The organism is Sinorhizobium prairiense, from assembly GCF_029201645.2.
Lineage (GTDB): Bacteria > Pseudomonadota > Alphaproteobacteria > Rhizobiales > Rhizobiaceae > Sinorhizobium > Sinorhizobium meliloti_A.
In genome coordinates this window covers 1,366,813-1,380,707 of the sequence record NZ_CP104133.1, presented here as the reverse complement: position 1 = coordinate 1,380,707, position 13,895 = coordinate 1,366,813, and the positions used below count along the sequence as shown (strand labels likewise).

Below are 13,895 nucleotides of genomic sequence, written 5' to 3'. Positions count from 1 at the left end.
CGACCACCCGCTCATCCAAGAGCGGGATGCTATTCGCCGTAGGGAATCCAGATATTCTTGACGTCGACCGCTCGCCGCAGGAACGCCTGCCCTTCGGCGGCCGAGCGATTCGTCCAGTCGATCGCCCTGCCGTAATCGACGAAGGTACGCTTGAGATTGCCGACGGACAGCTTCTCGACCAGTGTCGAAAGCTCCGGCGAGCCGAACGCCCATAGCGCGTCCACGTCGTTGTGCGCTGCGAGTGCCTTGGCGAGTTCGATCGCAGATCCGGTGACGATATTGATGACGCCCGGCGGCACGTCCGAGGTCTCGAGGACCGAGTAGAAGTCGGTCGCAGCCAGAGGATGCGCTTCGCTCGGCACGGCGACCACCCGGTTTCCGACCGCAATCAGCGGTGCAACGAGACTGACAAGTCCGAGCAGCGGTGCTTCCGGGGGGCAGATGACGCCGACGACGCCCTGCGGTTCCGGCATGGCCAGCGCGACGCCGCGCAAGGGCGGCTGGTGCACGGTGCCTTCGTATTTGTCCGCCCAGGCTCCGTAGCTGAAGAGCCGCGCGATCGAAGCTTCGACCTCCGCTCGGGCATTGGCTGCCGAAGCCCCGGTCATGGCGGCGATGCGGTCGGCGAATTCCGCCCCGCGGCTGCTCAGGTTCTCGGCGATGTAATAGAGGATCTGGGCGCGGTTATGCGCAGTTGCCGAAGACCAGCCCGTGGCGCCCCGCGCCGCAACGACGGCATTGCGGATATCCTTGCGGTTGCCCTCGCCGACTTCGCCGATCACCTTGCCTTTCGGGGAAAGCACAGGCCGCGAATAGTTCCCGTCCGGCCGAGCCTGCTTGCCGCCGACGAAGAGCTTGGCAGTGCGGTCGAGCGCCGGAACGGCGAAATCACCGGCGGCCTGCTTCGGGGCGGCAAGCCGTACTCGGCGCGCAGCTTGCGCCCCATCCAGGCCTTCGGCTTCAGATATTCGTAGCAGCCTTCGCGCCCGCCCTCGCGGCCGAAGCCGGACTCGCGTTTTCCGCCGAAGCCGCTCGATGCATCGAAGAGGTTGGTCGCATTGACCCAGACGACGCCGGCCGCAAGCTTGGCGGCAACATGCAGGGCAAGACCGATCGTTTCGCTCCAGACGCTGGCGGCAAGGCCGTAGCGGCTATGATTTGCAAGCTGGATGGCCTCCTCCGGCGTGCGGAAGGTCATCGACACGGCCACCGGCCCGAAGATTTCCTCGGTCGCGACGACGGAAGTCGGCTGGACCCCGGTCAGCAGCGTCGGCCGAAAGAAGCTGCCGCCCTTCGGCAGTTCGATCGTCGGCTGATGCATCGAAGCGCCTTCGGCGACACCCTTCGCCACCAGCTCTTCGATGCGCTGGAGCTGCACCGGCGCGACGATCGCCGCCATATCGATCGCCTTGTCGAGCGGATGACCGACGCGGAGCGTCTCCATGCGCCGCTTCAGGCGATCATGAAAGACCGGCGCCACGCCCTCCTGCACCAGAAGGCGTGAACCGGCGCAGCAGACCTGGCCCTGGTTGAACCAGATCGCATCCACGACGCCCTCGACCGCCGCGTCGATATCGGCATCGTCGAAGACGATGAAGGGCGACTTGCCGCCGAGTTCCAGCGTCAGCGATTTGCCGCTCCCCGCCGTCTTCTCGCGGATGAGGCGTCCGACTTCGGTCGAGCCGGTAAAGGCGATCTTGTCGATATCCTCGTGTTCGACGATCAGCGCCCCCGTCTCGCCCTCGCCCGTCACCACGTTCAGCACGCCTGCGGGGAGACCCGCTGCAGCGGCAAACTCCGCGAAGAGCAACGCCGTCAAGGGCGTAAACTCCGCAGGCTTCAGGATGACGGAATTGCCGAGCGCCAGTGCCGGGGCAACCTTCCAGGCGAGCATCAGGAAGGGGAAGTTCCAGGGGATGACCTGTCCGACGACGCCCACGGGCACCTGGTCGGCGAATTCCGTCTCCTGCAGCTGTGCCCAGCCGGCATGATGATAGAAGTGGCGAGCGGCAAGCGGAATGTCGATGTCACGCGTTTCCCGGATCGGCTTGCCGTTGTCGAGCGCTTCGACGACCGCGATCAGGCGCGCATGGCGCTGGATCATTCGCGCGAGCGCATAAAGGTGTCGGGCGCGCGCATGTCCGGAGAGCTTGGCCCACGGGCCTTGCGCCTTGCGCGCCGCCTCCACCGCCGCGTTCACGTCGTCGCGCCCGCCATGTGCGATTTTCGCGAGCAGTTTGCCCGTCGCCGGCTCGAACGTGTCGAACGTCTTGCCGGAAACCGATCCGACAGAGGCGCCGTTGATGAAATGGCCGAACTTGCCTTCATGCCGAGCGAGCCAGGCGCGCGCCTCGGTGTCGGCTTCGGGGGCCGGGCCATAGGACATATCGTCGAAGAAAGTGGCAACGCTCATCTGATTATCCGATCGGGTGTCTGTTGAGGGCCGAATACGCGCCGCTGACATGATGTTCGAGCTGTCGCTCGATATCGGCGAGCAGGCTCGATGCACCGACGCGGAAAAGGTCGGGCTCGAGCCATTCCCGCCCAAGCTCTTCCTTCATGAGGAACTGATAGTTCAGCACGTCCTTCGCGACGGAGATGCCGCCGGCCGGCTTGTAGCCGACCTTGATTCCGGTTCGCTCCTCATAGGCCCGGATCATCCTGAGCATGGCGAGCGTGACGAGCAGGGTCGCGTTCACCCCTTCTTTTCCGGTCGACGTCTTGATGAAGTCGGCGCCCGCCATCATGCAGACGAGCGAAGCCCGCGCGACGTTGCGAAGCGTCTTGAGATCGCCGGTCGCGAGGATGGCCTTGACATGCGCATCGCCACAGGCCGCACGGAAATCGCGCATTTCGTCGTAGAGCGCCTGCCAATTGCCGGTCAGTACGTGCTCGCGGGTAATGACGATGTCGATTTCCCGAGCACCATCGGCAACCGAGGCCTTGATCTCCCTGAGCTTGACGTCATGGGGAACGAGACCTGCCGGAAACCCCGTGGACACTGCCGCCACCGGAATTCCGGAGCCCTCCAGGGCCTCCACCGCGGTCGAAACGAAGCGATGATAGACACAGATTGCGCCGGTCGTGATACCTCGATCGCCCATGCCGAGCGCTTCGAGAATGTCCTGACGCACCGGCTGGCGCGCCTTTGCGCAGAGGCGTTTTACGCGCTCGGTCGTATCGTCGCCGTTGAGCGTCGTGAGATCGATGCAGGTGACGGCTTTCAAGAGCCAGGCGGCTTGCGCATCCTTCTTGACGGTGCGCCGGCCAGGCAGCGTCTGAACGCGGCGCTCTGCCGCAGAGAGATTGACGCGCTGATCGAGCACCCAGGACAGGTCGAGCTCGACACCGTCATTGCGCGGCCAGTTGTGGCCCGCGCCGGCGGGGTGCACCGCCGCGCTTCTCAGAGCAAGGTCTTCCAACCGATTTCTCCCCTCTACCCGGACCACCGGCGGCGCGCTTCAAGAGCGAACACCAGAATGTTATTTTTCTAACACGATATTTGTTAAACTTTCATCATTTCCGCCGCCTGTCAAGGCTGGTTGCGCGCGCTCATACTTTTCCAGGCACAGGCGTCAGCGCGGTTTCGCCGTCTTCCGTGATAAGCGACCGGAAAGCACCGGGTGGAGCAAAGAAAGCCGCCTTCAGCTTGCCGAGCTTGCTGCTGTCGGCGACGAGGTAATTCTCGCGCGCCAGCGAAATCACCTTCTGCTTGACGGGCACCTCGTGGAAATGAACGCAGGTCGCTCCCCTCGCCGGGTCTATCCCGGCCGCCGAAAGAAAGGCGACATTGATGCCGAGCTGGTCGAGCGTCTCGATGCCGGGCGCACCGGAAAACGAAGCCGACGACGGGTGATAGACGCCGCCCAGCATTACCATGCGGAGATTTTTCTTCCGCGTCAGCCTGTCGGCCGTGTTCAGGGAATAACAGATCGCCGTAACTGCGTAATCGTCCGGTATCAGCTCGACCAGATATTCCAGCGTCGTACCACAATCGATGAAAATCGTCTCATCCGGGCGAATGTGCCGGGCGGCATGAATGCAGGCCTGCCGCTTGGCGGCGGCGTGACTGTCGGCCGCGCGGGCAAGTTCGTAGGGCGCATCGCTCTCGATCTCGGCGGCCGGGACGATATGGCCGCCCAGATATCCGAACAGCCCAGGATGGTCGGCGACATCACGCCGGACGGTCATTTCCGATACGCCGAGCAGCGCCGCCGCCTCTTTCAGATGCACGACGCGCCGCGCCGAAAGCGCGTCGGACAAGGTGGCGATGCGTGTTTCCCTGCGGCTGGCCATGGCTCTTCCAATTTATAAAGAAAGCATTTTGCGCAATGTTAATCTGTGAGAAATATCACAGGACTGCCTCGGCCCGCAAGCGATCCGCCGGGGCGAAGCTGGACGGACGAGCTGGCCTATGGGCTCGTGCTTCAAGGCACACCGGGCGCCGCACAGCCATAGGGTGTCCCCTGAACTCGCCGTTTCCTCGATTGACAACGCCCGGCGAAGGTTGAAAGAGTGATGTACAATCGAAGCGGCCAGCGTCGGGGGGACTTTTGTCTATGCGCGCGTTTCTCGGTCTTTCCACTCTTCTCTTCACACTCGTTTCCCTGGGGATGCCGATCGCAGCGGCCGAGCCGGAACGCCGGATCGAGATTACCAATGATGCCGACTATTTCGGCTTCGATCTGCGCACCGAGCAGAACGTATCGCTCGACCAATGCCAGAGTGCCTGCATCGCCGACCGCTCCTGCAGGGCCTTCACCTACAATCCAAAGGTGAAGTGGTGCTTCCTCAAGTCCGACTTCAACCAGTTGAACACGTTCCCGGGGGCCCTCGCCGGCAAGGTCGTCGAAACCGCCGCGGGCGAAGCCGACATCGGGGCACCGCCGCGCCTTGACTTCGTCTCGGACGACCTCCTTCAGCAGGCGCGCGATGTAAAGGCGAATCTCGTTCTGGCCGACGAGCAGCAGGGTTTCGGGGTCAACGGCCTCATCGAGGCGGCGCGCAGCGAGTTGACGGCCGGCAACTTCGTCGCCTCCCTCCAGGCCTTCCGCGGTGCGCTTGCGGTAACGCCGGATGACAGCGCGTTGTGGCTGGAGGCGGCTGAGGCCGCCAACCGGTATACGGGCGGCACGGACCTGGCGAGCGAAGCCGCCCTTGCCGCGCTTAACGGCTATCAACTGACGCGGACCGCGCAAAGTCGCGCGCATGCGCTGGCTATTCTCGCCCAGGCGCTCGACAAGCTGCAGAACTATCGTGCCGCGCTCCGGGCCTACAAAGCGAGCCTCGAACTCGTGCAGGCAAAGTCGGTCGAGACGGCTTATCTCGATCTCAAGGCACGGCAGGGCTTTCGGGTCACCGGCCACACGGTCGATGCAGACAGCGCCAGCCCCCGCGCCTGCGTGCAATTCTCCGAGCCGCTACTGAAGAACGGTCCCGATTATTCCTCCTTCGTAACCCTCGATGGCGCCGCGCCGAAGGCGGTGGAAGCCAAGGGCAGCGAAATCTGCGTCGAAGGCCTGGCGCATGGCAAACGTTACAAACTCGTGCTGAGGCAGGGCCTGCCCTCCTCCGTCGAGGAAGTCATCGAGATCCCCATCAGCCTCGACGTGTACGTGAAGGACCGCCGGCCGATGGTCCGCTTCACCGGCGACAGCTTCGTTCTGCCTTCGACTGCGCGGCGCGGCATTCCGATCGTCTCGGTCAATACGGAAAGCGCCAAGCTCAAGCTCTACCGTATCGGCGACCGCAACATCTCTTCGCTGCTCACGAGCTCCCAGTTCCTGACCCAACTCGACGGCTACAGCGAGGAGCGCATCAAGGACGAGAGCGGCGAGCTGGTCTGGCAGGGCAGCATCGACATCGCCACCGAGCTTAACAAAGAAGTGGTGACGAGCTTTCCGGTCGACGAGGCTCTGCCGCAGCGCAAGCCCGGCGTCTACGTGCTGACGGCGAGCTCCGGAACCGGGCTTACACAGGATTGGGACGCCCGCGCCACGCAATGGTTCGTCGTGTCCGACATCGGCATATCGACCTTTGCAGGCACGGATGGGCTTACCGTCTTCGCGCGTTCGCTTGCGAGCGCCAAGCCTCTTGCAGAGGTCGAATTGCAGCTGGTCGCCAAGAACAATGAGGTGCTCGGGACGGCGACGACCGATGCGGAAGGGCGCGCAACCTTTTCCGCCGGACTGATCCGCGGCACGGCCAGCATGACGCCGGCGGCGATCACCGCCCGAAAGGGTAGCGACGACTACGTGTTCCTGGACATGACGCGCGCCGGCTTCGACCTTTCCGACCGAGGCGTCACCGGACGCGCCGCACCGGGTGCGATCGACGTCTTCGCCTGGACGGAACGCGGCATTTATCGCGCGGGCGAAACCGTTCATGCCGCAGCGCTCACCCGCGACGTCAACGGTGCCGCGATCGAGAAGCTGCCGCTGACCTTCGTTTTCCTGCGCCCGGACGGCGTCGAGGACCGCCGCCTCGTCAGCGACGGCGGCAAGCTCGGCGGGCACACGCTCGATCTGCCGGTCCCAGAAAATGCGATGCGCGGCACCTGGACGATGCAGATATTCACCGATCCGAAGGGATCTGCGATCGCCGAGAAGCAGTTCCTCGTCGACGATTTCGTGCCGGACCGCACCGAGTTCGACCTGACGAGCGAAGCAAAGGCGATCGAGGTCGGCACCCCGGTCGAAGTCGCCGTCGACGGACGCTACCTCTACGGCGCGCCCGCCGCGGGCCTGACGCTGGAAGGCGAAATTGCCGTCAGGCCGACGCGCCGGAGCGAAGCGTTCAACGGCTATTTCTTCGGCCTCGCCGACGAAGAGGCAAGCGAGGACACGCGCCTGCCGCTGGAAGGTCTGGAGCCGCTCGATGAAAACGGCAAGGCGGTTTTCGACGTCGATCTGACCGAGGTCCCCGGAACGACGCAGCTGCTCAACGCCAGTGTGACGGTTCGCATGCGCGAGGCCGGCGGCCGCGCGGTCGAGCGCACATTGACCCTGCCGGTGAAACCCGAGGGACCGATGATCGGCATCAAGCCGGAGTTCTCCGGAGACCTCGCCGAAAATTCTGTCGGGAAATTCCACGTCATCGCCGTCGGCGCGGACGGCACCAGGACCGCGATGCCGGGTCTCCCCTGGAAGCTGATCAGCGTCGAACGAAACTACCAGTGGTATCGCGACGGCACCGCCTGGAAATACGAGCCGGTCGTCTCCACGAAACAGGTGGCGAGCGGCTCGGCCGACGTGACGGAGGACGGGGCTGAAATTTCCGTCCCGGTCGGCTGGGGCCGTTATCGGCTGGAGATCGAGGCGGCGGCCCTCGACGGGCCGGCTTCGAGCGTTGAGTTCGATGCGGGCTGGTATGTCGAGGCCACCTCGACGGAGACCCCGGACGGGCTGGAGATCGCACTCGACAAGGAAAACTATGCGGTCGGCGAGACGGCGAAGCTCAAGGTCTCGCCGCGCTTTGCCGGCGAACTGCTGGTGACTGTCGGCACGGAAACCCTGGTGACGACGAAGACCGCGGCCATTGCCGAAACCGGCGGCGAGGTGGAACTGCCGGTGACGGCCGACTGGGGTGCGGGCACCTATGTCACCGCGACGCTTTACCGCCCGGGCGAAGCGCAGGAGAGCCGCATGCCCATGCGGGCGATCGGCATCAAGTGGCTGGCCGTCGATTCCGCGGAGCGAAAGCTCGCCGTGAGCCTGGACGCGCCCGAGAAGACCGAGCCGCGCCGGCCGCTCGATATCGGCCTTCAGGTACGGGGCGCCGGCGCCAACGATGACGCCTATGTCACGGTTGCCGCAGTCGATGTCGGCATCCTGAACCTGACGCGCTACGAGGCTCCGGACCCGGACGGATGGTATTTCGGCCAGAGGCGGCTCGGGCTCGAGATGCGCGATCTCTACGGACGATTGATCGACGGCTCGCTCGGCGCGACCGGCCGGCTGCGCACGGGCGGCGACGGCGGACAAATGCCGCTCCAGGGCAGCCCCCCGACCGAAAAGCTCGTCGCCTTCTTCTCGGGCGCCATCAAGCTCGACGCCGAAGGCATGGCGAATGTCCGATTCGACATTCCGCAATTCAACGGAACGGCGCGGATCATGGCGGTCGCCTGGACGAAGTCCGGCGTCGGCCATGCCGTGAAGGACGTGGTCATCCGCGATCCGGTCGTCGTGACCGCAAGCGTGCCGAAGTTCTTGGCGCCGGGAGACCGGGCCGACTTGCGGCTCGATATCGCCAACACCGACGGGCCGGCGGGCGATTATCAACTGCAGGTCACGACCAACGGCCCGGTCACCGTCGAACAGACAGCGGCCGAAATGGTGAACCTCGGCGCCGGCGGCAAATCCGCTCTTACCCTGCCGCTCGCCGGGCAGTATCCGGGAGAGGGTCTCGTCACCGTCAGGCTCTCAAACGCCTCGGGCCTGTCGCTGGAGCAGACGCTGAACATTCCTGTCCGCCCGGCAGCCCTGCCGGTCACTCAGCGTCATGTCGTCAATGTCGCCGCCGGCAGCAGCCTCACGGTGGACGAGCAATTGCTCGCCGACAGCCTGCTGCAGGGCGCTTCGGTCAGCCTCAACGTGACGCGTTCGGCCGCCTTCGACGTCCCGGCGCTTCTGATGACGCTCGACCGCTATCCCTATGGCTGCGCCGAGCAGACGACGAGCCGCGCCTTGCCGTTGCTCTATCTCAGCGATCTTGCCAAGCAAGCCGGGCTTGCCGACGACGAGGGCGTCAAGAAGCGCGTGCAGGAGGCGATCTATCGGGTCCTTGCCTATCAATCCTCCACCGGCAGTTTCGGCCTTTGGAGCCCCGGCTCCGGCGATCTCTGGCTCGATGCGTACGTCACCGATTTCCTTACCCGCGCGCGGGAGCAGAAGTTCGACGTGCCGGAACAATCGATGGTGCAGGCGCTCGAAAACCTGCAGAACGCGCTGAGCTACGAGACCAACGTCAAGGACCGCGGCAACGAGATCGCCTATGCGCTCTATGTCCTGGCGCGCAACCGCAAGGCCGCGATCAGCGATCTGCGTTATTATGCGGACACGATGCTCGGCGATTTCCCGACCCCGCTCGCCAAGGCCCATATCGCCGCGGCGCTCGCGCTCTATGGCGACGCCCGGCGCTCGCAGGATATCTTCGCGGCCGCGGCCAACATGTCGACTGGGCTCGTCAATGTCAGCCTCGCCCGCTCCGACTACGGCTCTTCGCTTCGCGACGGCGCGGCCGTGCTTGCGCTGGCAGCCGAGAGCCGGCCCGTGCCGCCGATCATTCCCGAGCTTTCCAGGGTCGTCGCCCGCGAATGGCAGCAGGCGAGATACACGAGCACTCAGGAACAGACCTGGATGCTCCTGGCCGCACGCGCAATCCAGGGAGGCGACGAAGACATGAGGATCGAGGTCAACGGCGCAGCGCGCACGGGCAGTTACGCCGCCCGCATGACCGGCGATGCGCTGATCGAGCACCCGGTCGTTATCCGCAACGATGGCACCGACATGGTCTCCGCCGTTGTGACGACGGTGGCGGCGCCAGCCCAGCCGCTCTCGGCCGGCGGCGAAGGCTTTTCCATCGAGCGGAGCTATTACACGCTCGACGGAACGGCGGCTAATGTCAGCGAGGCCCGGCAGAACGAGCGCTATGTCGCGGTGCTGAAGGTGACCGAGAGCAACGACTGGCCGTCCCGGGTGCTTATCACCGACCTCCTGCCCGCCGGATTCGAGATCGACAACCCAAGCCTCGTCGACAGTGCCCAGCTTTCGAATTTCGAATGGATCGGCCAGGTCGAGGCTGCCCATACCGAATTCCGCAGCGACCGCTTCGTGGCCGCCTTCGACCGTTCGGCTGGCGACAACCGCGAAATCACCCTCGCCTATGTCGTACGCGCGGTGACGCCCGGCACATACGACCATCCGGCCGCGAGCGTCGAGGACATGTACCGGCCGCAATTTTCGGCGCGCACGGCGACGGGCCGCATGGAGGTGCAGGCAGCCCAGTAGGACGCAGGATGATGTTCTCTCGGCGAAAGTCGAACCGCAAAGGCATTGTGGCAGCAGCCCCACGCGACCCATCCAGACGCGGCCGGGCGATCGTCGCCATATCCCTTGTCGTGATCCTGTCCGCTCTCGCAGTCTTCACCCTCGAATGGGCCGACAGGGCCTTTCCGCCGCCGCTCTCCGAGGCCGAAACGGTCTCGGCCGAAGTTCTCGACAGAGACGGCCACCTCCTGCGCCCCTTCGCGACCAAGGATGGCCTCTGGCGGCTGAAGACGACCGCGCAGGACGTCGACCCGCGCTTCATCGCGATGCTGATCGCCTATGAGGACCAGCGCTTTCGCGAACATCACGGGGTCGATCCGTTGGCGCTCGCTCGTGCCGCGCTGCAGTTCATCACCAGCGGCCATGTCGTTTCCGGCGCTTCCACGCTCTCCATGCAGGTGGCGCGGCTTATCGAGCCGCGGGAGAGACGCACGCTGGCGGCGAAGCTTCGGCAGGTGGCGCGCGCCATCCAGATCGAACGGCGCCTCGGCAAGGACGAGATTCTCGATCTTTATCTGACCCATGCGCCCTATGGCGGCAATCTCGAGGGCGTGCGCGCGGCAAGCCTCGCCTGGTTCGGCAAGGAGCCGCGCCGCCTCTCGGCTGGAGAGGCAGCACTGCTCGTCGCGTTGCCGCAACTGCCGGAAAGGCGCCGGCCCGACCGCAATCTTGCCGCTGCCGAAGCAGCCCGCAAACGCGTGCTCGCCCGCGCCGCTGTCGCCAGGGTCATCGGCGAAGGCGAAGCGGAGCGGGCGGCGATGACCGCGATACCGACGCGCCGGCTGCAGCTTCCCGCCCATGCTGCCCATCTCGCCGAGGCGGCACGACGGAAGCATCCGGCGGGGCGCCGGCATCCGACAACGCTTAACCGCAATATCCAACGCGGCCTCGAAGGCGTCGCCCGCGAAGGTGCTGCAAGGCTCGGCCCCAAGGTGTCGGTCGCCATGGTCATGGCCGATAGCAGGACCGGCGAGATCGTCGGCGAGGTTGGCTCGGCCGACTATTTCGACGCAAGCCGCTCGGGCTGGATCGACATGACGCGGATCACCCGCTCCCCCGGATCGACGCTGAAACCCTTCATCTACGGTCTTGCCTTCGAGGAGGGTCTCGTCAGCCAGGAGACGATCATCGAAGACCGGCCGGCGGACTTCTTCGGCTACCGCCCGCGCAATTTCGACATGAGTTATCAGGGCGACGTCAGCGTGCGCGAGGCGCTGCAACTGTCCCTGAACGTGCCGGCGATCCGCCTGCTCGATGCCATCGGTCCGTCGCGCCTGATGGTGCGCTTCCGGCGCGCCGACGTCAGGCCGAAATTGCCGCCGCACGAGGCGCCGGGGCTTGCGATCGGCCTCGGCGGCGTCGGCATCACGCTTCGCGAGCTCGTGCAGCTCTATGCGGGCCTGGCGAACCAGGGCTGGCCGGTGCGCCTCGGCAACGGCATCGAAGGCGTCCCCGGTCCTATCGACGGCGAACCGCTCCTGTCGACGGTCGCCGCCTGGCATGTCGCCGACATACTCTCCGACGTGCTGCCACCGGCGGGAAGCCGCCGGCACGGCATCGCCTATAAGACCGGCACCAGCTACGGCTATCGCGATGCCTGGTCCGTAGGCTTCGACGGCCGCTATGTGCTCGGTGTCTGGGTCGGCAGGGCCGACAATGGCGCCGTGCCCGGCCTGACCGGTTATGGTGCGGCGGCGCCGATTCTGTTCGAAGGATTTGCCAAGGCGGGGATCGCGATAACACCCCTGCCCGGCCCGCCCGCGGGCGCCGTCCGGCTTGTCCAGGCCGATCTGCCGATCAGCCAGCGGCGCTTCTCGGTCACGGCGAACGGGCTGCTTTCGGCCTCGGCCCGTGAAGCGGCGCCGCGGATCGTGTTCCCGCCGGAAGGCGCCCGCGTGGAGCTTGGCGCGCATGGGGACGGCGAGATCACGCCCTTGACGCTGAAGCTCCAGGGCGGCCGGGCGCCCTTCCGCTGGCTTGCCAATGGCCGCCCGCTACCCGACGTGACCCGACGGCGCGTCAGCCAGTGGCTGCCGGATGGCGGCGGCTACTCGACGCTCACGGTCATCGATGCGCTGGGGCGTGCCGCCAGCGTACGCGTCTTCGTCCAGTGAAACGAACGGACGCTCCACGCGACCGCCGGTCCGCCTCCTTCACGCCGTTTGCGCAGCCTTGACGCTATCGCCCTGCGGCTCGCGGGCCGGCGGCGCCATGACGAGCGGCATGCCCGCTTCAAGGCAAGCGGCGATAAAGGCTTCCCGCGCCACTGCCGCCGGCGTCATCCGGTTCAACGCCCGCCGACAGGTCCGCACCGCCCGTTCGTAGCGCTCGCCCTTCCTGAGCGGCCACTCGTTTTCCAGGAAGTCGAGGGCCGCGTAAACGGAGGCAAAAGTGTGCGTCAGACCGTTGGAAAGCGCACGGTGAGAGGGATCGTCCAGGAGATCTGTTGCTGCTAGAGCCCACTTCCGGCGCATCCCCGCGATTAAGCGACTTATCGGTCCGGCGTAATCAACGTTACAGTCGGGAAATGCCTCCGATACCGCCCCGTATCCCTCGTCAACAGATCCAACCGGTCGACGGCGGCATGCGCGCCGATGAAGAAATCCGGCAGGACGCCAGTGCGCTGTCCACCTGCCTTGCGATATTTCTGGAATACCTTGCCAGCCAGGAAAAGCGCCGGCCGCGGCATGGCGGCGATATCGATCCCGGCCTCCGACAGAAACGCATCCAGTCGCTCGATCTGCTCGTAGCGCACCGCAAGTTCGGCATAGACGACATCATTGATCAGAAGCGGCCCGCGCAACGCCGCGGCTTCGAGTTGCCCGATCGACCAATCCGCCCAGGTCGGATCGTCGGTCACCACATCGAGCAGGACGTTCGTATCGACGAACGTCACTCGTCACCGCGCGTCAGCGCCATGATGGCATCGGTGCTCAAACCCTTCCCGGAATGGCCGCGCAGCTTGCTGAAGCGGCTCGCAGGCCGCTTCTCATCCGCCAGCGTCAAAACCACGGTGCCGTCTGCGGCACGCAGAAAGTCCACCCGTGTTCCCGGCACGATGCCAAGGAAGTCCCGCACCGGCTTCGGGATGGTCACCTGACCTTTTGTCGTCACCGTCGCGCTCATAATCTACCTCGGTAAGGAATACTTTAATCAAGGTATTACTTTACCCGGTCGATTTCAAGAACGGAGCGTGCAAGCATGCGCTCGACGAGTGATAGGGCCTCGTCGAGCACGGCTTCCACATCGGGAAACGCCTCCTCCCAACTGCGCGCCCGGTCAGCGATCACACGCAATTGCTCGCGCGTGCAGCCGCAGCATTTACCGGCGTCGCGCGTATCTGGTAGCAGATCATCGTCCGGCCCCCGCCCGAAGGCCATTTCTTCGTCTCAACAGACGTTTTGCGTCGCCGAAATGAAGACGGCGTCGCGGCGCGCATGCCGGGGTCTGTGCATGATTACCTGATCCGCCTCCTTTACGCCGTTTGCGCAGCCTTGACGCTATCGCCCTGCGGCTCGCGGGACGGCGGTGCCATGACGAGCGGCATGCCCGCTTCAAGGCAAGCGGCGATGAAGGCTTCCCGCGCCACTGCCGCCGGCGTCATCCGGTTCAACGCCCGCCGACAGGTCCGCACCGCCCGTTCGTAGCGCTCGCCCTTCCTGAGCGGCCACTCGTTTTCCAGGAAGTCGAGGGCCTCGTAAACGGAGGCAAAAGTGTGCGTCAGACCGTTGGAAAGGCGCACGGTGAGAGGGATCGTCCAGGGGATCTCATTGAGAAGCATTTTTCCTCCTTTCCTATGCCGTCAATGAACTGCACGCCCGCTGCACTCTCACGGGTCGAACGAACCAG

At 65.1% G+C, this 13,895-nt stretch carries 8 protein-coding genes and 2 pseudogenes; 2 read left to right on the top strand and 8 right to left on the bottom strand.

Going from position 1 to position 13,895, the window contains the following annotated elements; genetic code table 11:
• Positions 1-29: 29 nt before the first annotated feature.
• The 3 genes and pseudogenes from N0Q91_RS29760 to N0Q91_RS29750 all read right to left on the bottom strand — a co-directional run bounded on the left by N0Q91_RS29760 (position 30) and on the right by N0Q91_RS29750 (position 4,296).
• Positions 30-2,413 (bottom strand): annotated as a pseudogene (locus N0Q91_RS29760) (aldehyde dehydrogenase family protein).
• A 4-nt stretch (positions 2,414-2,417) separates the two neighbouring features.
• Positions 2,418-3,422, bottom strand: coding sequence for a deoxyribose-phosphate aldolase (gene deoC, locus N0Q91_RS29755; protein ID WP_275599044.1), 1,005 nt, complete (start codon positions 3,420-3,422; stop codon positions 2,418-2,420).
• 130 nt (positions 3,423-3,552) lie between these two features.
• Entirely contained in the window at positions 3,553-4,296 is a 744-nt protein-coding gene (locus N0Q91_RS29750; protein ID WP_275599043.1) for a DeoR family transcriptional regulator, read from the bottom strand.
• Between the two features lie 263 nt (positions 4,297-4,559).
• Here N0Q91_RS29750 and N0Q91_RS29745 point away from each other — a divergent pair, with 263 nt between their 5' ends.
• Positions 4,560-10,007, top strand: coding sequence for an alpha-2-macroglobulin family protein (locus N0Q91_RS29745; RefSeq protein WP_275599042.1), 5,448 nt, complete (start codon positions 4,560-4,562; stop codon positions 10,005-10,007).
• Positions 10,008-10,015: 8 nt separating this feature from the next.
• Entirely contained in the window at positions 10,016-12,160 is a 2,145-nt protein-coding gene (gene pbpC, locus N0Q91_RS29740; RefSeq protein ID WP_275599041.1) for a penicillin-binding protein 1C, read from the top strand.
• Between the two features lie 39 nt (positions 12,161-12,199).
• Here pbpC and N0Q91_RS29735 read toward each other — a convergent pair.
• The 5 genes and pseudogenes from N0Q91_RS29735 to N0Q91_RS29715 form a co-directional block, all read right to left on the bottom strand.
• Positions 12,200-12,489, bottom strand: a pseudogene (locus tag N0Q91_RS29735) (DUF982 domain-containing protein).
• Positions 12,490-12,537: 48 nt separating this feature from the next.
• Positions 12,538-12,942 (bottom strand): type II toxin-antitoxin system VapC family toxin, encoded by a 405-nt coding sequence (locus tag N0Q91_RS29730; protein ID WP_275599040.1) that lies wholly within the window; start codon positions 12,940-12,942, stop codon positions 12,538-12,540.
• Positions 12,939-13,172 (bottom strand): AbrB/MazE/SpoVT family DNA-binding domain-containing protein, encoded by a 234-nt coding sequence (locus N0Q91_RS29725; protein ID WP_275599039.1) that lies wholly within the window; start codon positions 13,170-13,172, stop codon positions 12,939-12,941. The genes N0Q91_RS29730 and N0Q91_RS29725 overlap by 4 nt, the downstream gene beginning before the upstream one ends.
• 35 nt (positions 13,173-13,207) lie before the next feature.
• Positions 13,208-13,426 carry a hypothetical protein gene (locus N0Q91_RS29720; protein WP_275599038.1) on the bottom strand — a complete coding sequence of 73 codons (219 nt, stop codon included), beginning with the start codon at positions 13,424-13,426 and terminating at the stop codon, positions 13,208-13,210.
• Positions 13,427-13,521: 95 nt separating this feature from the next.
• Positions 13,522-13,827, bottom strand: a complete 306-nt coding sequence (locus N0Q91_RS29715) for a DUF982 domain-containing protein (protein ID WP_275599037.1) — start codon at positions 13,825-13,827, stop codon at positions 13,522-13,524.
• Positions 13,828-13,895 lie beyond the last annotated feature (68 nt).